This is a genomic window from Nocardiopsis sp. NPDC049922 (assembly GCF_040660275.1).
GTDB lineage: Bacteria > Actinomycetota > Actinomycetes > Streptosporangiales > Streptosporangiaceae > Nocardiopsis.
The window spans coordinates 86,295-106,039 of sequence record NZ_JBFAME010000014.1; the positions used below are offsets into that span (position 1 = coordinate 86,295).

Annotated in this window: 14 protein-coding genes; 6 read left to right on the forward strand and 8 right to left on the reverse strand. The window is 71.7% G+C overall.

Going from position 1 to position 19,745, the window contains the following annotated elements:
* Positions 1 to 9: 9 nt before the first annotated feature.
* From AB0I72_RS22715 to AB0I72_RS22730, 4 genes are all read right to left on the reverse strand, one after another.
* Positions 10 to 2,088 (reverse strand): WD40 repeat domain-containing serine/threonine protein kinase, encoded by a 2,079-nt coding sequence (locus AB0I72_RS22715; RefSeq protein ID WP_358571929.1) that lies wholly within the window; start codon positions 2,086 to 2,088, stop codon positions 10 to 12.
* A gap of 19 nt (positions 2,089 to 2,107) precedes the next feature.
* Positions 2,108 to 4,228, reverse strand: coding sequence for a protein kinase (locus tag AB0I72_RS22720; protein ID WP_358571931.1), 2,121 nt, complete (start codon positions 4,226 to 4,228; stop codon positions 2,108 to 2,110).
* A 185-nt stretch (positions 4,229 to 4,413) separates the two neighbouring features.
* The gene (locus AB0I72_RS22725; RefSeq protein WP_358571933.1) at positions 4,414 to 5,463 is read right to left on the reverse strand and encodes an aldo/keto reductase; all 1,050 of its coding nucleotides are present in this window, start codon (positions 5,461 to 5,463) and stop codon (positions 4,414 to 4,416) included.
* Positions 5,464 to 5,577: 114 nt separating this feature from the next.
* Positions 5,578 to 5,961: a hypothetical protein gene (locus AB0I72_RS22730; protein ID WP_358571935.1), complete on the reverse strand. Its 384-nt coding sequence runs from the start codon at positions 5,959 to 5,961 to the stop codon at positions 5,578 to 5,580.
* A gap of 593 nt (positions 5,962 to 6,554) precedes the next feature.
* Here AB0I72_RS22730 and AB0I72_RS22735 point away from each other — a divergent pair.
* The 3 genes from AB0I72_RS22735 to AB0I72_RS22745 are packed head-to-tail and all read left to right on the forward strand — an operon-like array spanning position 6,555 to position 8,480.
* Positions 6,555 to 7,814, forward strand: a complete 1,260-nt coding sequence (locus tag AB0I72_RS22735) for an MFS transporter (protein WP_358572042.1) — start codon at positions 6,555 to 6,557, stop codon at positions 7,812 to 7,814.
* Positions 7,815 to 7,857: 43 nt separating this feature from the next.
* Complete coding sequence (locus AB0I72_RS22740; RefSeq protein ID WP_358571937.1) at positions 7,858 to 8,079, forward strand: ribbon-helix-helix protein, CopG family; 222 nt, start codon at positions 7,858 to 7,860, stop codon at positions 8,077 to 8,079.
* Positions 8,076 to 8,480: a PIN domain nuclease gene (locus tag AB0I72_RS22745; protein ID WP_358571939.1), complete on the forward strand. Its 405-nt coding sequence runs from the start codon at positions 8,076 to 8,078 to the stop codon at positions 8,478 to 8,480. The genes AB0I72_RS22740 and AB0I72_RS22745 overlap by 4 nt, the downstream gene beginning before the upstream one ends.
* A gap of 75 nt (positions 8,481 to 8,555) precedes the next feature.
* Here AB0I72_RS22745 and AB0I72_RS22750 read toward each other — a convergent pair whose 3' ends face one another.
* On the reverse strand, positions 8,556 to 10,379 hold the full coding sequence (locus AB0I72_RS22750; RefSeq protein ID WP_358571941.1) for an acyl-CoA dehydrogenase: 1,824 nt from the start codon (positions 10,377 to 10,379) through the stop codon (positions 8,556 to 8,558).
* A gap of 269 nt (positions 10,380 to 10,648) precedes the next feature.
* Positions 10,649 to 11,152: a DUF4865 family protein gene (locus AB0I72_RS22755; RefSeq protein WP_358571943.1), complete on the reverse strand. Its 504-nt coding sequence runs from the start codon at positions 11,150 to 11,152 to the stop codon at positions 10,649 to 10,651.
* Positions 11,153 to 11,209: 57 nt separating this feature from the next.
* On the opposite strand from AB0I72_RS22755, the gene AB0I72_RS22760 reads away from it, so the two are divergent.
* The 3 genes from AB0I72_RS22760 to AB0I72_RS22770 all read left to right on the forward strand — a co-directional run bounded on the left by AB0I72_RS22760 (position 11,210) and on the right by AB0I72_RS22770 (position 12,584).
* A complete protein-coding gene (locus tag AB0I72_RS22760; protein ID WP_358571945.1) occupies positions 11,210 to 11,548 on the forward strand; it encodes a type II toxin-antitoxin system RelE/ParE family toxin in 339 nt (112 codons plus the stop codon).
* Positions 11,548 to 11,853 (forward strand): XRE family transcriptional regulator, encoded by a 306-nt coding sequence (locus tag AB0I72_RS22765; protein ID WP_358571947.1) that lies wholly within the window; start codon positions 11,548 to 11,550, stop codon positions 11,851 to 11,853. Before AB0I72_RS22760 ends, AB0I72_RS22765 begins: the two co-directional genes overlap by 1 nt.
* A gap of 125 nt (positions 11,854 to 11,978) precedes the next feature.
* Entirely contained in the window at positions 11,979 to 12,584 is a 606-nt protein-coding gene (locus AB0I72_RS22770) for a suppressor of fused domain protein (RefSeq protein ID WP_358571949.1), read from the forward strand.
* A gap of 58 nt (positions 12,585 to 12,642) precedes the next feature.
* Here AB0I72_RS22770 and AB0I72_RS22775 read toward each other — a convergent pair whose 3' ends face one another.
* Together AB0I72_RS22775 and AB0I72_RS22780 are read right to left on the reverse strand one after the other, a co-directional pair.
* The gene (locus AB0I72_RS22775; protein WP_358571951.1) at positions 12,643 to 17,670 is read right to left on the reverse strand and encodes a DNA repair ATPase; all 5,028 of its coding nucleotides are present in this window, start codon (positions 17,668 to 17,670) and stop codon (positions 12,643 to 12,645) included.
* 11 nt (positions 17,671 to 17,681) lie between these two features.
* Complete coding sequence (locus tag AB0I72_RS22780; RefSeq protein WP_358571953.1) at positions 17,682 to 19,727, reverse strand: SPFH domain-containing protein; 2,046 nt, start codon at positions 19,725 to 19,727, stop codon at positions 17,682 to 17,684.
* Positions 19,728 to 19,745: the final 18 nt, after the last annotated feature.

Here is a 19,745-nt window from a genome sequence, read left to right on the forward strand (position 1 = left end):
GCGGAACCGTCAGTCGATGGTGGTGATCAGGCGGAGTTCGACCGCGTCCACGACCCACATGCCGGAGCCGCTCGGCGGGAACCCCACGAAGACCTCGCCGTCGGGGTGGAGGGTGATCTCGGTGACGAACCCCTCGTCCGACTCCGCCGTCAGCTCCACACCCGTGGAGTACTCCCACACCTTCATCACGCCCTCGGACCGCGGGGAGCCCATGGCGAGGTAGGTCGCGTACAGGCGGTCCGCCTGGGGGCTGTACACGAACTGCTCCAGGGTGCCCTCGGGCTGGACGGCGGGCACGAACGCGGCGGGCTCCTCCCCGTCGAGGACGTTCTGCCTGCGCGGCCCGTCGTCGGCGTGGAACAGGAGGTCGTCGTCCTCGGTCAGGATCAGGTCCGTCTCGCCCAGGTGGTAGCCCATGTCGTCGCCCTGCCCGACCACCTCGCGCGTCTCGGTGTCCCACACGAACAGGTCGCTGATGTGGGTGTGGGCCGCGAGGAGCGACCCGTCCGGGGAGTAGGTGGCGATCCGGGCCCCGTTCGCGGCCTCCGGATAGGCGTGGACGACCTCGCCGGTCGCCACGTCGTAGGTCACGACACCGGGGCTCCCCTCCGAGGTGGCCACGGTCAGCTCGGACCCGTCCGGGGAGAACTCGGCGGTGCTCACCTCCTGCCCCTCGCCGATCACGGTGCTCTCCCCGGTCTCCAGCGTGTACACCCGGGTGCCGGAGTCGGTGGTGAAGGCGATCAGGCAGTCGTTCGGGCTGAACGCGGGCTTCCCGTACGGCAGCGGAATCTCGACGTCGATCCACGCGAGGCGGGCGCCGTCCCGCCAGTCCATGAGGAAGATCCCCTGGGGCGCGCCGACGGCGAGGACCGATCCGTCACTGGAGAACGCCGGGTGGAGCGGTCCGTCCGGCTCCGGGAGCGTGTCGGCCTCCGCCGGCCGGGTGAACTCCTCCGCCAGGTGCTCGGCGGGGTCGCACACCTCGCGTGCCACGGGTGTCCCGGTCGGGGACGGACCGGAGCCGGGGACCTCGGCCCGGATGAGGTCGACCCCGCCCAGCGACCACACGCCGAACCCGCCCATGAGGACCAGCGCGACCACCGCCGCTCCGGCGATGAGCAGCCGACCGGCCAGGGACCCCCGCTCCCCCTCGGCGCGGGCCGCCGACCGCACGGCGTCGCGGTGCTCGCGCGCGATCCCGTCGAGCACCGCGCACGCGGCCGGGGGCAGCCACGCGGAGGCCCGCGGAGCCGGTCCGGCGGGGCCGCCCAGCGCCCGGAGGACCTCCGCGGCGCTCGGCCGACGGCCGGGGTCCTTGTCCAGGCAGGCGGAGACGATCCCGCGCAGGGACCCGGGCACCCCGCTCAGGACGGGGTCCTGGTGGGCGACGCGGTACATCACGGCGGACGGGTGGCCCTCACCGAAGGGGCCGGTCCCGGTGAGGGCGTACACCAGCGTCCCGCCGAGCGCGAAGACGTCCGAGGGCGGACCGTACCGCTCCCCGCGGACGACCTCCGGGGACATGTAGCCCGGGGTTCCGACGGGACGGGTCCGTTCCGCGTCCCCGTCGTCCTCCCCGTCGCGCTCCCGGCGGGCGTCGCCGATCGCCCCCGAGACGCCGAAGTCGATCACCCGGGGCCCGCCGACCGCCACCATGACGTTGCCCGGTTTGAGGTCGCGGTGCACCAGCCCCTTGGCGTGGACGCCCTCCAGGGCGCGGGCGACGCCCCGGGCGAGGAAGCGCACGCTCTCCTCCGGGAGCGGCCTCGTGGCGTGGACGAGGTCGTGCAGCGAGGGCCCCCTGACGTACTCGGTGGCCATCCAGGGGATCCGCCCACTGGTGTCGGCCGCCAGCACCCGGGGGACGTTCTCGCCCAGGACGAGCCGGGCCAGCTCCAGCTCCTGGGCGAAGCGCTCGCGGAAGTCGGGGTCGTAGGCGTACTCGGCCCGGACCACCTTCACGGCCGCGGAGGCTCCCGCGGCGTCCAGCCCGAGGTGGACGCGGCCCATGCCGCCCGCGCCCAGGAGCGCGGCGATCCGGTAGGGGCCGACCCTGCGCGGGTCGTCGGGGGCGGGCTGCTGCATGGTGGCCTTCCGGTGCGGGTCAGGACAGCTCGGAGACGACGGCGTAGTCGGAGTCCAGGATCAGGATGGTGTTGCCCCCGGACTCGGAGACGGGGGTGGCGATGTGCTCCCCGTCCGGGTGGACCGCGACCGGGTCGTAGACGAAGACGTCCTCGTCACGCAGGAGCGCGCCGGTCGCGGCGTCCCACACGCTGCCCCGGCCCGTCGGCGACGGGTACGTCCCGGCGAGGACCCGCTCGCCGTCGGCGGAGAAGGACAGGTCGTGGATCCGTTCGTGCTCCCCGTCGACGGGGGCCAGCTCCCGGACGGCCGCGCCGGTGGCCGCGTCGACGAGCCGGGCGCGGTTGGTCTCGTCGACGACGGCCAGGGTGGATCCGTCGGGGGAGAGGGCGAAGGCGTACTGCTCGTCCCCGGAGATCCGGTGCAGCTCCCGGCCGGAGGCGGCGTCCCACACGACCACGCCCAGGTGGGTCGCGTAGTCGCGGGTGGCCACGGTGGCGACGAGCCGGGAGCCGTCGCCGGTGAAGTGGATGTCGGCGACGACGCCCTCGACGGGGATCTCGACCTCGGCGGTGTCGGTCGCCACGTCCCAGACCTGGATCACGCGGTCGCCCTCGGGCGTCCCGTCCTCGGAGGCGAGGAGGGCCAGCCGGGAGCCGTCGTCGGTCAGGGCGGGCATGTCGTAGGCGCCGTACTCCTCGTTCTCGTCGGCCACGACGGCGACGCGGTTCTCGCTCGACCCCTCCCACACCTCGACGTAGCCGTCGGTCGCGGCGGCGACGTAACCGGTGGAGGTGGCGTAGGCGGCGTACGGGGCGGGCTCGAAGACGTCGACGGGGACGCCCTCGCGCCAGTCCCAGGTGGAGAGGGTGCCCGAACCGAAGACGTACAGCCTCTCCCCGTCGTCGGAGAAGACGAGGTCGTAGACGAAACCGTCGAGCGTCACCGACGGCGCCGCGTCGGAGGGGTCGGGGCCGCCGGAGGGACCGTCCGAGGGGTCGCCGCCGGTGCCGGCCGAGGGCGGCGGATCCTGGCCGGGGAGCGGGAGCGCGGTGACCGCCAGCGCGGCCGCGCCCACGATGACCAGGGCTGACACCGCCGCAGCCCCGGTGACGGCGGCGCGCCGCCGCCACCGGGGACGGCGGGCGCCACGGTCGGGGGAGTCCGCTCCGGCGCCGGGCGGGGGACCGGGCTCCACGGCGTCGGGCGCGGCCGCGCCGCCGTCCAGGGGAACCGTGGTGCGCTCGGCCTCGTCGGCGCGACGGGACTCGCTCCGCCTGTCGTCGATCTGCCGGGCGACGGGGGAGGGCAGCCATCCGTGCTCCGCCGACGGCAGCGGCAGCGCGGACAGCTCCTCCCGCACGCGTTCGGCGTCGGGCCGGTCCGCCGGGTCCTTGGCCAGGCACGCGGCGACCACGTCGCGGAGCGGCCCCTCGGGCACCGCGTCGACGAAGGGGTCGCCGTCCAGGACCCGGCCCAGGACGGCGGACGGACGGCCCGAGCCGAACGGCGGCTCCCCGAGGGCCGCGAAGACCACCGTCCCGGCCATCGAGAACACGTCGCTGCGGGCGGAGACCTCCTCGCCGGTGATCTGCTCCGGAGAGGTGTAGGCGGGGGTGCCCAGGGTCTGCCCGGTGCGGGTCAGGACCGTGCCCTCCACGGCGCGGGCGATCCCGAAGTCGATCACCTGGGGGCCGCGCGGGGACAGCAGGACGTTGCTCGGCTTGAGGTCGCGGTGGGTGATCCCCGCCTCGTGGATGGTGCACAGCGCGCGGGCCAGCCCCAGGGCCAGGACGCGCAGCGACGGCTCGGGGAGGGGACCGCCCCTCAGGACGGCCTCCTTCAGCGTGGGGCCGGGCACGTACTCGGTGGCCATCCACGGGGCGGGCGCGTCGGGGTCGGCGTCCACGACCCTGGGGACGAAGGGCCCCCGGACCAGTCGCGCGGCCCGGATCTCCCGGCGGAAGCGCGCCCGGAACTGGGCGTCGTGGGCCAGGTCCTCCTTGACCGCCTTCAGGGCGCACAGGTGCCCGTCGGGGCTGCGCGCGAGGTAGACCTCGCCCATCCCGCCCGCGCCGAGGCGGGCGAGGAGGCGGTGCGGACCGATGCGCGGAGGGTCTCCTGGGGTGAGCGGCTGCACGGCGGGTGGGCGTCCTCACGGGGGTCGCGGGCCCGGCCGGCGGCCGTTCCGGCCGGGGCGGGGCTGGGTGGGGAGGAGAGGGGGCGTCCTGTGCGTCAATCTAGCCGTTCACGCGCGGACGTCCCAGCGCCCCAGCTCCGACCCGGTGCCGCGTGGCCGGGCCGCGACCGGGCACGGCCGGTGCGTCAGGGACGGGAGGCGGTGGCCCCGGCCCAGATGTTGACGTCGGACTCCACCGCCCACCCGTCGATGCGGCGCAGTTCCTCGTCGGTGAACTCCGGCGCGTTCAGCGCGTCCAGGTTGTGTTCGAGCTGCTCCACGCTGGAGGCGCCGACGAGCGCCGTGGTCACCGTGCGCGGGCCCTGGTCCCGCAGGACCCAGGAGATCGCCATCTGCGCCAGGCTCTGGCCGCGTTCGGCGGCGATCTGGTTCAGCGCGCGTGCGCGTTCGAGGATCGCGTCGGAGAGCATGTGCTCCCGCCAGCTGGGGCGGCCCACCCCGGCCCGGGAGTCGGCGGGCACGTCGCCGCCCAGGTAGCGGGAGGTCAGCACGCCCTGGGCCAGCGGGGAGAAGGCGACCACGCCCATGCCCTCGTCGGCGGCGGCGGCCAGGAGTCCGTCCTCGACCCAGCGGTTGAGCATGGAGTAGGAGGGCTGGTGGACGACGAGGGGTGTGCCCAGCTCGCGCATGATCCGCGCGGCCTCGCGGGTGGCGGCGGGGCCGTAGGAGGAGATCCCGGCGTACATCGCGCGGCCGGAGACCACGGCGTGGTGGAGCGCCAGCATGGTCTCCTCCAGCGGCGTCTCCGGGTCGGGGCAGTGGCTGTAGAAGACGTCGACGTGGTCCAGGCCCATCCGCCGGAGGGAGCCGTCCAGGGAGGAGAGCAGGTACTTGCGCGAGCCGCCGTGCTGGTGGGGGCCGGGACCCATGACGTACCCGGCCTTGGTGGTGATGACGAGCTCGTCGCGGTAGGGGCGCAGGTCCCGGGCGAGGATCCGGCCCAGGTTCTCCTCGGCGCTGCCGGGCGGCGGGCCGTAGTTGTTGGCCAGGTCGAGGTGGAAGATCCCGAGGTCGAAGGCGCGCAGGAGGATGCGGCGCTGACCCTCCAGGTCGCGGTCGGAGCCGAAGTTCTGCCACAGGCCGAGGGAGAGGCGGGGCAGGTGCAGGCCGCTGTGACCGCAGCGGCGGTACTCCACGGAGTCGTACCGGTCCTCGCTCGCGACGTGTGTGCCCACGGTGTGTCCCTTCGTCCGTCTGCGTTGGAAGGGACAGTTTCGCAGATCAGGACATTCCCGGCGCGATGTCCGGAGTGAGGGGAGGCCGCCGGGGGCGTGTGGGCGCGTCCCGGGTCAGGCGGCGGTGAGTTCGGCCAACGCGCGGCGGTGCTGGGTGTAGGAGGACTCGGAGATCCGCGCGAACGGGTTGAGCAGCGCGGCCGCGCCGACCGGGTCGCTCGCGGGGTGGGAGACGGTCTGACCACCGCGGAAGAGGTCGGTCCAGAAGAACCGGCCGTCGCGACACCAGACGTTGACGTCGCGCTGGACCGACATGACGGCCATGTCCGAGGTCCCCGACCAGTAGAGCTGGCGGGGGGTCAGGGAGGCGAGCTCGCCCAGGAGCGCCATGATCGCGCGCTCGGCGCAGAAGGCGTGGCGGGGCTTGTGCTTGACTCGTCTGGCGAGAGCCGACTTCGCCCGGGAGGCCCGGGGATTGTTCAGGCGCCAGTGACTCAAGGTCGTCTCCAGTGGGTGTCTCGGGTGCCGCGGTGCTGACCGTGTGCGCTTGTCGCGACCATGCGCCGCGGTACGAGGGGCGCCGCCGTGGCGGGTTCCCTCCACAAAGTTGGCGAGGCGTGAACTGTGTCGTTACCTCGTAGTTATTCTTTGCGCTCCGGATGCTAGCAGTACCCGACCCTCCGTGGTCGAGGCTTTTGGATGTGGCCAATGTCACATTTAACGAATGGGTATCGACTGTACCTATTCAAGAACCACCAGTTCAAGACCTGTTCTTCGAACTGGGTTGCGACTCGTTCTCGCGCCGAAAGAGATTCGGTGTCTCGTGCGGACTGTCGCCAGGGTCACCCGATTCCGCGACGCACGGATGGGTGGATGTCACCCGGGGTGACTTTACGCAGGTGAGCGACTCTTGACCCGGGTTGGGGCGTGTCTTGCCCGATCCGGGCCGGCCTGGCCACGGCCGTTCGGGCCCGTCTTGCGCCGCCGCCGACCCCCGTGTATGGGCCGGTCGCGCGCCTGGAGGACACTGGAACGGGTCCAACGAGGAGAGAAGCCGCGCAGTGACACACACCCGTACATCCGGTGACCCCATCGCCCAGCGCGAGGAGACCGTCCCCGTCGAACCCGTCGGAGGCGCCCGCGCCTGGATCGTGTGGGGTGTCGCCGTCGGCGGCTACTTCCTGGCGATGCTGCACCGCAACGGGCTCGGCGTCGCCGCCCTGGAGGCCCAGGAGCGGTTCGACGTCGGCCCGGCGCTGCTCTCCGTCCTTCCGATGCTCCAGCTCCTCGTCTACGTCCTCCTCCAGGTGCCCTCCGGGCTGCTGGCCGACCGCCTCGGCCCCCGGCACACGCTCGTGATCGGCATGGGCGCGATGTCGGTCGGGGCGTGCCTGTTCGCGCTCGCGCCCGGGGTGGAGGCGGCCGTCGGGGGCCGGTTCCTCATCGGCCTCGGGGACGCCCTCGTCTTCCTCAACGTCATCCGCCTGGCCGCCCTGTGGTTCCCCCGTTCGCGCTACGCGCTCGTCAGCGGGCTCACCGGCGTGGTCGGCGGGGCCGGCCAGGTGGCCAGCGCGGCGCCGCTCGCGTGGGCCCTGGAGGGCGTGGGATGGGTGCCCGCCTTCCTCGCGACGGCGGGCCTCACGGCGCTCATGGCGTCGCTGGTGCTCGTGATCGTGCGGGACCGTCCCGCCGGGGCGGCCGGGCGGGCGACCGTGGCCGCGCCGATCCCCGTGTGGGAGGCGCTCAGGGAGGCGCTGCGGGCGCGCGGTCCGCGGATCGGGATGGTGCACCACGCGGCCGTCATGGCGCCGTTCACGATGATGATGGTGCTGTGGGGCTACCCGTTCCTGGTGGGCGGTCTGGGACTGGCCGAGGGCACGGCGGCGCTGACGCTCACGGCACTGGCGGCCGGAGCGCTGTGGACCGCCCCGTTCGCGGGCGCGGTGATCGGGCGTCGGCCGGGCGCGCGGGTGTGGCTCGGTCTGACCCTGGCCACGTCGGCGAGCACGGGGCTGGTGCTCCTGGTGGCGTGGCCGGGCGGGGCCCCCACACCGGTGGGCGTGGCGGTGCTGGCCGTGCTGGCGCTGGGCCAGACCCTCGCGCCGACGATCTCCTTCGACTTCGCCCGGGACGGCGTGCCCGCCAGCCGCACGGGGGTCGCCTCCGGCCTGGTGAACATGGCGGGCTTCTCCACGACGGTGCTGTGCACGGTGCTGGCCGGGTCGGTGCTCCAGGTCCTTCCGGAGGCGCCGACCTCCTTCCAGTGGGCGTTCGCGCCCATCTGCGCCACCACGCTCGCCGCGACGGTCGCGCTCTGGGCCATGGTGCTGCGAGGCACGCGCCGGGCCTGACCTCCACGGTTGATATCATGAGATATCACTTGGGGGTGATCCTGTGGCCGACGTCCTGATCCGCAACGTGCCGGACAGTGTCCTGACCGCGATCGACGCGGACGCCAAGAGACAGGGCCTGTCCCGCAGCGAGTACCTGAGACGCTCTCTGGAGCGGACGGCGAGAACCGCCGCCACCTCGGTGACCGAGGACGACCTGTCGCGCTTCGCCGAGGTGTTCTCGGACCTCGGGGATCCGGAGGTCATGAAGAGGGCGTGGGAATGACCTGGCTGATCGACAAGTCCGCGTTGGTGCGGTTGGGGGCGAGCCCCGACGCGCGTGACTGGGCCCTGCGCATCGAGCGAGGATTGGTTCGGATCTCGACGGTGACCCGGCTGGAGGCGGGGTTCTCCGCGAGGTCCGGTGGCGAACTGAGAAACTACCTCGACCGCCCTCCGCTCTCGGCGATGCCGGTCGAGTACGTCACACCGGCGATGGAGGAGCGCGCGGTCGAGGTCCAGGCCATGCTCGCCGACCGGGGGCAGCACAGGGCCGCCGGTGTGCCGGACCTGCTCATCGCGGCCGTGGCCGAACGCGCCGGTCTGACCGTCCTCCATCTCGACAAGGACTTCGAGCTGATCGCCGAGGTCACCGCGCAACCCGTGGAGCGCCTGAGAGTCGCCTGACCCCGACGTTCCACGCGACGCCGAACGGGCGGGGCGGCCGCGGCCGCCCCGCCCGTCGTCGGACGCCCGAACGCGTCAGAACGCGGACTCGGGCACGTCCATCAGGTCCAGCTTCACGCCCTCGGCGATCCGGCGCTCGGCGGCGATGCGCGGCAGGAACTGCTCGGCGAAGAAGCGCGCGGCGGCGATCTTGCCGGTGTAGAAGTCCTTGTCGTCGCCCTCGGCGCCGTCGATGCTGTTCAGCGCGATCTCGGCCTGGCGCAGCAGCAGCCAGGACAGGATGACGTCACCGAAGGCCATGAGCAGGCGGGTGGAGTTCAGGCCCACCTTGTACAGCTCGCGCGGCTCCTCGACCGAACCCATCGTGTGGCCGACCATGAGCTCGACGATCTTCTCGACGTGCTTGACGGCCTCCAGGAGCAGCTCGCGCTCCTCCTTCAGCTGGCCGTTGCCCGCCTCGCTCTGGGCGAAGGCCTTCATCTCGGCGGCGAGCGTGCCGATGGCGGCGCCGCCGTTCTTCACGATCTTGCGGAAGAAGAAGTCCTGCGCCTGGATGGCGGTGGTGCCCTCGTAGAGGGTGTCGATCTTGGCGTCGCGGATGTACTGCTCGATCGGGTACTCCTGGAGGTACCCGGAGCCGCCCAGGGTCTGGAGGGACTCGGCGAGCAGCGCGTAGGAGCGCTCGGAGCCCACGCCCTTGACGATCGGCAGCAGGAGGTCGTTCATCGCCTCCAGCTCCTTGACGTCCTCACCGGCCGCGTGCGCGATCTGGATCGCGTCCTGCTGGGTGGCGGTGAACACGATGAGGGCGCGCATGGCCTCGACGTAGGACTTCTGCGTCATGAGGCTGCGGCGCACGTCGGGGTGGTGCGTGATGGTGACCTTGGGGGCGTTCTTGTCGCCGCCGGCGGTCAGGTCGGAGCCCTGCTTGCGCTCCTTGGCGTACTCCAGCGCGTTGAGGTAGCCGGTGGACAGGGTGGCGATCGCCTTCGTCCCGACCATCATGCGCGCGTACTCGATGATGAGGAACATCTGGCGGATGCCGTCGTGCTTGTCGCCGACGAGGTAGCCGACGGCGGGGTGCTTGTCGCCGAAGGTCAGCTCGCAGGTGGTGGAGGCCTTGAGGCCCATCTTGTGCTCGACGTTGGTCACGTAGGCGCCGTTGCGCTCACCGAGGGAGCCGTCCTCGTTGACCAGGTACTTGGGGACCAGGAAGAGCGAGAGACCCTTGGTGCCGGGGCCCGCGCCCTCGGGGCGCGCGAGCACCAGGTGGAAGATGTTCTCGGTCATGTCCTGCTCGGCCGAGGTGATGAAGCGCTTGACGCCCTCGATGTGCCAGGTGCCGTCGCCCTGGTCGATCGCCTTGGTGCGCCCGGCGCCGACGTCGGAACCGGCGTCCGGCTCGGTCAGCACCATGGTGGCGCCCCAGCCGCGCTCGATCGCGAGCTTGGCGAACTCCTTCTGCTTCTCGTTGCCCTCGGCGTGGAGGATGCTCGCGAAGCCCGGACCCGCGGAGTACATGTGGATGGCGGGGTTGGCGCCGAGAATGAGCTCGGACGCGGCCCAGACGAGGGAGCGGGGGGCGCCGAGGCCGCCGAGTTCGGGGGAGAGGTCGAGGTTGTACCAGCCGGCGTCCATGTAGGCCTGGTAGGACTTCTTCAGGCTCTCGGGGATCGCGACCGTGTTCGTCTTCGGGTCGAAGACCGGCGGGTTGCGGTCGGCGTCCTCGAAGGACTCGGCGACGACACCGGTGGCGAGCCGGTTGACCTCGTCGAGGATGGTGCGGGCGGTGTCCTCGTCGAGTTCCTCGAACGGACCCTTGCCCAGCACGTCCTGGCGCTTGAACACCTCGAACAGGTTGAACTCGATGTCGCGCAGGTTGCTCTTGTAATGCGTCATGGACAGCTCCGCTGTGTCCCGGCCGCGGTGTCTGTACACGCGGATCTACCGACTAGTAACAAGTCAATGTTACTACCCAGTAGCACCGCGCGCCAGTGGGGGAAGGGCCCTCTGGCGGACGGGAGAGTGAACTGTGGCGACGCCGCAGGTCAGGGGCGGGAATCCGGGTGTCGCCGAGGGTGATGGGACCGCTCTCGGGCGTGGTTCGCGGCGGTGTCCGGGCAACGGTAGCGCGTGGAGCCGACGCCGCCCGGCACCGCCTCCCGGGATCACCAGGCGCGGCCGTCGGGCAGGTCGTCCAGGTGTGGGGCGGACAGGTGCAGGACCTCGTACCGCTCGGCGGCGTCGTCCGGCTCGCCCGGCGCGTCCCGCCACAGGACGAACCGCACGAGCCTCCAGCGCTCGGGATCGAGGCCGAGCGCCGCGGTGTGCACGCCGTCGTGCCGGGCCAGTTCGCGCAGCGCGTCGATCTCGCGACGGACGGCCTCGGCGGTGCCCAGGCCGTCCGTGCCGGAGCCGAGCAGTACGTCGGTCAGCCGCCGGGTGGCGGACCTGGGGGCCGAACTCCGCGCGGGGCCGCTCTCGCGGGCCACACCGGTCCAGTGCTGGACGGCCGGTCGGCCGAAGTCGCGGACGATGTTCTGGAACCCGCCCCCGCCGACGACGAACTCGGCCATCGCACCCACGTCGTTCCACAGGTAGAACGGCGCGTACTGGTTGACGGGCGAGCCGTGCACGCCCCGCTCCCGGATGGGCTCATGTCGATTCTCCAAAACGCAGATGGTTTACAACCGACAAGTTGTAGGGTTAGTCTGGTGTGGGAAATTAACGTGGAGCTGGTCGAGTCGTGGTTGGTCTCCCTCGACCAGGGTTCCTATGAGCAGGTGATCGCCGCGCTTCAGTTGCTGTCCGAATACGGTCCGGGCGTTGGCCGTCCCCTCGTCGACACGGTGCGGGGTTCGCGGCACGGCAACATGAAGGAGCTGCGTCCGGGCTCGACCGGTCGCTCGGAACTGAGGGTTCTTTTCGCCTTCGACCCGAAGCGCAGGGCGATCATGCTGGTCGCGGGGGACAAAACAGGGAACTGGAAGAAGTGGTATCGGGTGAACATCCCAATCGCTGATGATCGCTTCGACGAGCACATCGCTGGACTGGGGAGAGGACGCTGATGGGCACGAGTTTGGAGGACATGCTGGCCAGGCGACCCGTCGATGAGGAGTCGGTGGCCGCCCACAGGGCACGCATGCTGGAGGAAGTTCGTGCCTACCGTCTGCGCGAGCTGCGGGAGGCCGCCGAACTGACCCAGGTGCAACTGGCGGAGAGGCTGCACGTCAGTCAGAACCGGGTGTCGGGGATCGAGCGCGGTGACATCGAACGCGCGCAGGTCGACACACTACGACGGTACGTCGAGGCGATCGGAGGACGGTTGCACGTCGAAGTGGAGGTCGGCGACCAGCGGTTCGAGATCGCATAGTCGCGCGAACCGGTCCGGCACCGTTCGGCGCTCCAGAGGTCGCCCTCGGCGGGGCGGATCGCGCGGCCGGGCGTGCTCCTATGCTCGGACGTGCACGAACACCTGATGTGGGGAGCCACGACACCATGCTGGAGATGCTGCCCGGGCTCACCCGGATCTACGAGGAGTGGGCGCGGCGGTACCCCGACGTCCAACCGCTGACCATCCAGTTCGCCGCGGACGGCCAGGGCGGGGAAGGGCTGGACGGAGTCCTCGCCTACCCCCTGGAGGGGCACTGGCTCCTGGTGACCTTCGGCCTGACGGAGCTGGGTGAGAAGACCAGCGGGGAGCCCCGGGTCTCCGGAGCGGGGTTCGAGTTCACCTGCAGGATCCCCCGCGACCCCGCCGACCGCTCCGTGCCCGCCTGGATCCTGCGCGTCCTGCACGCGTTGGCCGACCGCTTCCTCGCTGGCAGCGACCTGGACGTCGGCCACTGGATCGTCACGCCGTCACCGCTCGGTGGCGAGCCGGAGAACGGTGACATGACCTCGCTGGTCATCGTCCCCGACGTCGAGGTCCGCGCCATGGACACGGAGAACGGGCTGGTCATGTTCTTCCAGCTCGTGGGTCTGCTCGCCGCCGAGGGCGCGGACGCGCAGGAGGCGGGGACGGCCGCCCCGCTCGTCGCGCTCCTGCGCGACCGCGACCCGAGACTGCTCACGGACCCCGGGCGCGAGCCGGTCCGCCTCTGACCGCCCCGACGCCGCCGGGTCGCCGCCCCCGGCGGGGCGACGACCCGTCCGCGCAGTCCTACCTCCCGGCCGCGCGGTCGATGGCCGTGCCGATCGACCCCACCCGGTCGGCGAGCAGCCCCATCGCGCCGATCGCCCGCGTCATGGGGTCGTCCTCGGCCCCGCCCAGCGCGCGGCCCCGCCGGAACGCCTCCTTGACCTCGGCCCACCGGGCCTCCTGCTCGGGCGTCATCACCCCGCGCAGCTCCGCGAGCTTGAGCAGATTGGCCTCCGCGCCCGACGTCAGGGTCTGCGCCTCGCCCAGGTAGTGGTCGTCGATCGCGGCCTCCACCTCGGCGTCGTTCATCACCGGCACGATCTTCTCCGCCAACCGGTTCATGTTCCGGTACGACCCCTGGAGCTGGAACGGCGGCTCCGTGCGCGCGTCCTCCGACTGCCCCGCCGAGGCGATGTAGGCCTGGTTGTTGGCCAGCACCACCTCACGCACGCGCAGCATCTTGCGCAGCACCGACACGATCCGGTCCACCTCGGCCGCCGAGTACGGATGCCGCAGCTGGTCCGTGCCCACCGACGCGTCGCCCTCGGCCATGCGCACGAACGTGTACACGTCCTCCCGGTCGCGCGTGGACAGCGGGGACAGAGTGGCGTTGGAGGTGAGCGCGTTCTCGATGTAGCTGAGCGCGAACATCTCCTCCTTGCCGGACAGCACGTCGCCCAGGTTGTACACGTCCGCGCGGTTGGCCAGCATGTCCGGGATCCGGAACCGCTTGCCCTGCTCCGTGTACGGGTTGCCGGCCATGCACACCGCGAACCGCTTCCCGCGCAGGTCGTAGGTGCGCGTCCGCCCGTTCCACACGCCCTCCATCCGGCGCTGGCCGTCGCAGAGCGAGATGAACTTCTGGAGCAGCTCGGGGTTGGTGTGCTGGATGTCGTCCAGGTACAGCAGCGCGTTGTTGCCCATCTCCAGCGCGAAGGAGATCTTCTCGACCTCCTGCCGCGACGTGGCGTCGGGCGCCTCGTCCGGATCGAGCGAGGTCACGCCGTGCCCCAGCGCGGGCCCGTTGACCTTGACGAACACCAGCCCCAGGCGGCTCGCCACGTACTCCATCAGCGTGGTCTTGCCGTACCCGGGCGGCGAGATGAGCAGCAGCAGTCCGCTCTGGTCGGTCCGCTTGTCGTCCCCGGCCGCGCCCAGCTGCTTGGCCAGGTTGTCGCCGATCAGCGGCAGGTACGCCTCGTCGAGCAGCCGGTTCCGGACGAACCCGCTCATCACCTTCGGTCGGTACTCCTCCAGCCGCAGCCGCTCGCGCTCGGCGGCCACCAGCGCGTTCCGGCGCCGCTGGAAGTCCCGGAAGGCGGGCACGTCCCGGGTACGGAACGCCCGCGTGCGCGGCAGGATCTCGTCCAACCGCACGTCCAGGGACCGGTCGCGCACCCGCCGATGCGCGCCGAGCAGGCCCGTCACCGTCTCGTGCACGGCCGCTGACGACTCGTACCGGTCCACGGCGGAGCCGGTCAGCTCGATCGCCGCCGCCTCGGGCAGGTCGCCCGGATCCACCTCGTCGAGCGTGGTCGCGAACGCCTCCAGCCACGCGGTCACCAGCTGGTGCCGCGCCGACAGGTCGCCGTCCAACGCCCGCAGGTCGTCCTCGAACGCCTTGCGCGTGGTCTCCCGCGTACTGCCCAGCGCCCGGTGGAACCGGTCGAGCAGCGTCCGCGCGCCCGCGCCGGTGACGAAGCCCGCCGCCGCCCGCGACCCCTCGGCCAGTTCCTCGAACAGGTACTCGCCCACCAGCTCCAGGTCGGTGTCCTGGAACAGCCCGGTCTCGGTGAGGAAGGCGTCCACGCCCTCGGCCAGCTCCGTGCGCAGCGCGTCGACCGCCGCCGAGCGCCGCGCCCCGAACACCGCGCGGGCCCGGGCCAGCGACCCCGCGCGCGTGCGCCACGCCGACCGGTCCTCCTTGCTCGTTCCGTAGGCCCAGAACAGCTGCGCCACCGCGCGCGCGGGGCCCGGGTACCGCAGGAGTCCGGCCCCGGCGCGCAGTCTGAGCAGCGCGGACAGGATCAGGGCGGCGTCGTGGTCGTGCACGCCGCGCTCGTAGCCCTCGTCGTAGCGGGTCTCGGCGACGCCGCGCACCAGCTCCAGCAGGGACCCGTTCTCGGCGTGCACGCCCGCCTCGGCCAGGGCGTCGAGGCTCACGCCGTCCGCGCCCTCCTCGGCCGCGGCCAGGATCGACGTCGCCAGGTACTCCGCCCGGTAGACGTCGTCGCTCTCGGAGACCAGCAGCCGGTCCCACAGGTGGCGGGTCTGGCCGAAGGCCGCGTCCGTGACCGGCTCGCGGTAGTCGGTGCCGGTGAGCGCGACCGCCATCTCCCCGCCGTGCGGGGTGAGCGTGAGGTCGATCGGCTGGGTGTTGACCGCGAACCGGTGCCGACCCAGCCGGATGGTCTCGCCGCCCGGCCCGCCCTCGAACAGGTCGGTCCGGTCCCGCAGCGCCCGCCCGGCCTCCTGGCGGGCCGACAGGATCCGCCCCTCCAGCTCCTCGGCGCGCACGCTGTCGCCGAGCTCGCGCATCTCCTCGGCGGTGCGCCGCAGCCGCGTGACCATCGCGTCGGAGGCGAAGTAGGTGTTGACGTCCTCCAGGGTGGAGAGCGTGGCGACCCTGCGGTGCACGCCCTCCAGGACCCGGGCCGCGGACGAGGCCAACCGGTCGGCCCGGCGGGCGCGCTCGTCCACGAGCGACTGCTTGCGGGTGGAGAACGTCTCGTAGACGTCCTCGCGTTTGTCCGACAGCTCCGCGAGGAAGTCGTCGAACTCGGCGAACCGCGACTCCAGGTTCTCGACCTGGAGCATGATCCGCCCGAGCTGTTCGTCGCACCGGTCCGGGGTGTCGGCGGCGGCCAGCGCCCCGGTGATCGCCTGGCCCAGCAGGGCGAATTCGGCGGCGAACTCGGCCCGGCCCTCCCTGGCCAGCAGCTCCCCGCGGCGCGACTCCAGGGTGGCCCGTGCCCGGTTGATCCCGGCCAGGACCTCGCTGATCCGCTCCAGGATGCGGGTCCGCACGCGCGCGTCGCCGATGTCGAGGGACCCGACGACCTCGGTGACCACCTGGAGGCCCTCGGCGCGCTCCTCGATCCGCTCGCCGACGGCCGTCGCGGCGCTGACCGCGTCGATGCCCTCGGCCTCCTCGACCAGCCGTTCGACCTCGGCGTGGTAGCCGTCGAACGCGTCGTCCTGTTCGAGGAAGGCCACCGTGCGCCGACCGGCCGCGTCGATCTCCTCGGTCAGCCGCGCGTCCAGCTCGGCCAGTCGTTCGGTGTCGACGTAGCGTGTCTCGCCGAGCGTGGCCGCCTGCCCCTGCGCGCGGCGCAGCTCGGTCAGCCGGGTCACCCAGCCCTCCGCCGACCGCGGGGTCTCCCCCCGGGAGGTGCGGATGAGCGTCGTCACCCGCTCCTCGGTCCGCGCGAGGGCGTCGGCGGCCTGCCGGGTCAGGGCCTGGACGGTCTCGAACTCCTCCAGCACCCGCTCGGCGGTGGCGCGCACCTCCGCCAGCGGCGAGGCCAGGTCGCCCAGCTCCTCCTCGCCCAGCCAGTGGAACCGGTCGGCCACGCGGCGGCACGACGCGATGATCGCCTCGAAGACCCCGGTGGACGGGCTCATGTCGCTGGCCATCCGGGCGACGGACAGGCACTCGGACACGCCGCGCACCAGCTCTGCGTTGCCGATCCGCTCCAGCGGGCCCGTGCCCGCCGGCTGGGCCGCCGCGTACACGTCGGACACGTACGGCGTCCGCCACACCTGCATCGGGTGCACGCGGGTGGGCCCGTCCGAGGTCTCCCGGAAGACGGTCATCGTGCCGTCGTCGAACAGGGAGTACCCGTGGCAGACGATCGGGTTGGCGACCTCCTTGCGGATGGTGTTGTACGACAGCAGCAGGCTGCGGCCGTCCGCCGGGGAGTGGAAGACGTACAGCACGTCCTCGCCGTTGGGCGAGCGGACGACCCGCTCGAACTCCAGGTCGGTGACGTCGGTGTCGAACGTGCGGGCGGCGCCGGTGGTCAGGTGGTACCCGCCGGGGAAGATGAGGCCCTGGTCGTCGGGCAGGCGCTGGCACGCCTGGCCGATCCCGTCGAGCCGCACGACCTCCTTGGTGCGGGTGTTGAAGACCAGGTGGCGCCATTCGGTCTCGTTGTAGGGCAGGACGCGCAGGAGGACGAGCGCGCCGACCCGCGCGTAGTGGACCGAGGCGTCGGCCAGGCTCTGGAGCGGCTCGTCGACCGGCTCGCCGTAGATCCCCTCGCCGACCTCGGTGTTGTTCTCCACCTTGATGGTGAGGTCGCCGTTGACCGTCTCCACGAACAGCTCGTCGAGGATCGAGATGTGCGGGTGGCGGCCCGGCACGTGGTCCTCGCGGGTGGTCTCCACCCACGTGAAGTCGTGCGACGGCGGGCGCACGTGGTCGCGCTCGCCGCGACTGTCGAGGTAGGACAGCGTGCCGGTGGGTGAGACCGCCCACCGGAGCACGCGCACGTCCTCCGTGTTCGGCCCGGTCTGGAACACCGCCAGCAGGCGGTCCTCCACGCGGCGCAGCTGCAGCAGCCGGGTGTCCCGGTAGTAGCGGTACAGCTGCGCGAAGTCCTGCTGGAACACCTCGTCGGCCAGCAGTCCGGGGACGGCGTCCTCGGGCGCGTGGACGAACGCGAAGGCGTCGTCCCCGTGCTCGTACCGGTGCACGGAGAACACGTCGCAGACGCGCGTCTCCCGTTGCAGGCCGATGAAGACGTTGTAGCCGAACAGGATCAGGTCCCCGTCGGCGCCGTCGCCGACGGAACGGCCGACGCTGATGATGTCCCGGGGCACGCAGTTGTGCTCGGTACGGATGCGTTCGGTGCCCAGCAGGGTCATGTCCGACCCGCCGAACACCTCCAGGCGGCGGGCGTTGAGCGCCTCGGTTCGCCGGGCCAGCTCGCCGGTCTGCTCGCGGAGCCGGGCGCGGAGCACCTCGTAGGTGCCCGCGTCCAGCGTCCGCGCGTCCTCGGCGTCCGGTCCGGGGCTTGCGGTCTCCTGGGACTGGGCCTCGGTCACGGAGGACTGCCTCACTGCTTCACGGGGGCGAGCGCGGTCACGGGGAGCGTGTCCACACCGAGTTCACGGGCCTTGCCGAGCAGCTGGTCGAGCTTGCCGGCCTGCGGGCCGCCCGCGCCGATCAGCTTGACCAGCAGGGCGGAGACGGTGAGGTTCTTGACGTCCTCGGTGTCGACGGACGACAGGAACCGGCCCAGCTCGGCGCTGAGGTCGGCCTCGCCGTTGAGGAAGCCGTTGCCGAGGGCCTGGACGGTCTCGGAGTTGCCGACGAAGCCGTCCACGGCCTTGCCCAGGCCGATCGAGTTGACCATCCGGTCGAAGAAGGCGCCGTCGCCGCCGACGATGTTGATGTCGGCGCTCTCCAGCCCGGAGGCCAGAACGGTGGCCTGGGCCTCGGCGACCTGGCGGTGCACGTCGATCCCGGCCAGGCGGACCTCCTTCTCGGCCTCCAGACGCAGGCGGTACTCCTCGTGCTCGCGGCTGACCTGGTCCAGGGCGGCCATGGCCCCGGCCTTGTCGTTGAGACCCGCGGCCTCGGCGCGCAGCTTCTTCTCGATCGCCTCGGCCTCGGCCTCCGCCTTCTCGCGGGCCACGACGGCCTCGGCGCGGCCGACCTTCTCGATCGCCTCGGCGTCCTGCTCGCGGACCCGGACCTCGGCCAGACCGGCCGCGGCGGCCTCGGCCTGGAGTCCCTCGGCGAGACGGATCTTGGCGCGGGTGTCCAGCTCGGCGGCCTGCTGGCGGGCCTCGGCGAGGGTCAGCTCCTCGGCGGCGCGGTGCTTGGCGGCCGACTCCGCGGCCTCGGCGGCCTTGATGTCCTTGACCAGGTTCTCCTGGGCCTCGGCCTCGGCCTGGATGATGATCGCCTGGCGCGTGCGCTCGGCCTCCTCGACCGCGCGCAGCCGCTTGATCGCCTCCTCCTGCTCGGCGACGGTGCGGTCGACGGCGACGCGCTCGCGGACGACGTCGGCGACCTCGCGCCGTTGGCCCTCGACCTCCTTGTCCTTGGCGATGCGTGACAGCTCGGTCTCGCGCTCGCGGCCGATGACCTCCAGCAGGCGGTCCTTCTCGATCCGCTCGGACTCGATGGCGATGACGCGCTCGCGGTTCTTCTCGGCGACCGCGATCTCACGCTGCTGGTTCTGGTGCTGGACGCCCAGCGCCTCGCTGGTGCGGATGTTGGCGGTCTCGGCCTTGAGCCGCTCCTCGGCCTGGACGCGCTCGGTCTCGGCCTCCTCGCGGGCGCGGATGATCTCGATCTCGCGCTTGGCCTTGGCGGCGGCCTCCTCGCGGCGCTTCTCCAGCTCGGCGAGGGTCTCGGCGGTCTCGGTGTTCTGCCGGTCGATCTCCTTCTTGCGGTCGTTCTCGAACTCGTTGGTGCGCTTGTGCTCCTTCGACGTGCGCTCGGTGATCTTGCTGATGCCCTGCGCGTCGAGGATGTTGTTGGCGTCGTGCTGGTGCAGCGGGGTCTGCTCCAGCTCGTCGATGGCCACGTCCTCCAGGCTGTAGCCGTTGAGGTCGGTGCCGATGAGCGAGACGATCGCGTGGCGGAACTGCTCGCGCTGGGTGAACAGCTCCTCGAAGTCGAACTGCTTGCCGACGGTCTTGAGTGCCTCGGAGAACTTGGAGTTGAACAGCTCCTGGAGGGTGTCCTGGTCGCTGGCGCGCTCGGTGCCGATGGACTTGGCGACCTTCTTGACGTCCTCGGCGGTCTCGTTCACCCGGACGTAGAAGTAGACCCGGATGTCCGCGCGAATATTGTCCTTGCAGGTCAGGCCCTCACGGCCGCGTCTGTCCAGGGTCAGCGTCTTCAGCGAGATGTCCATGATCTCGGCCTTGTGGAGGACCGGGAGGACGATCGCGCCGGTGAAGGTGACGTGGACGTCGCGGAGCTTGGAGATGATGAGGGCCTTGCCCTGCTCGACCTTCCGGAAGAGCCGCGTGACCATGAGGATCAGGGCGAGGAGGACGACGATTCCGATGGCCAGGGCGACACCGACGGTCAGGAAGGCCGCGCTGGTCGCCTCCTGTCCGGTGGTCGTGGCGCTCGACAACACGTGGGGGTCTCCTTGTTC

What these genes read in the sequence shown, in the direction of transcription:
- AB0I72_RS22715 (WP_358571929.1), bottom strand. Translation starts at nt 2,088, where the DNA reads ATGCAGCAGCCCGCCCCCGACGACCCGCGCAGGGTCGGCCCCTACCGG.
- AB0I72_RS22745 (WP_358571939.1), top strand. Translation starts at nt 8,076, where the DNA reads ATGACCTGGCTGATCGACAAGTCCGCGTTGGTGCGGTTGGGGGCGAGC.
- AB0I72_RS22750 (WP_358571941.1), bottom strand. Translation starts at nt 10,379, where the DNA reads ATGACGCATTACAAGAGCAACCTGCGCGACATCGAGTTCAACCTGTTC.
- AB0I72_RS22765 (WP_358571947.1), top strand. Translation starts at nt 11,548, where the DNA reads ATGGGCACGAGTTTGGAGGACATGCTGGCCAGGCGACCCGTCGATGAG.
- AB0I72_RS22770 (WP_358571949.1), top strand. Translation starts at nt 11,979, where the DNA reads ATGCTGGAGATGCTGCCCGGGCTCACCCGGATCTACGAGGAGTGGGCG.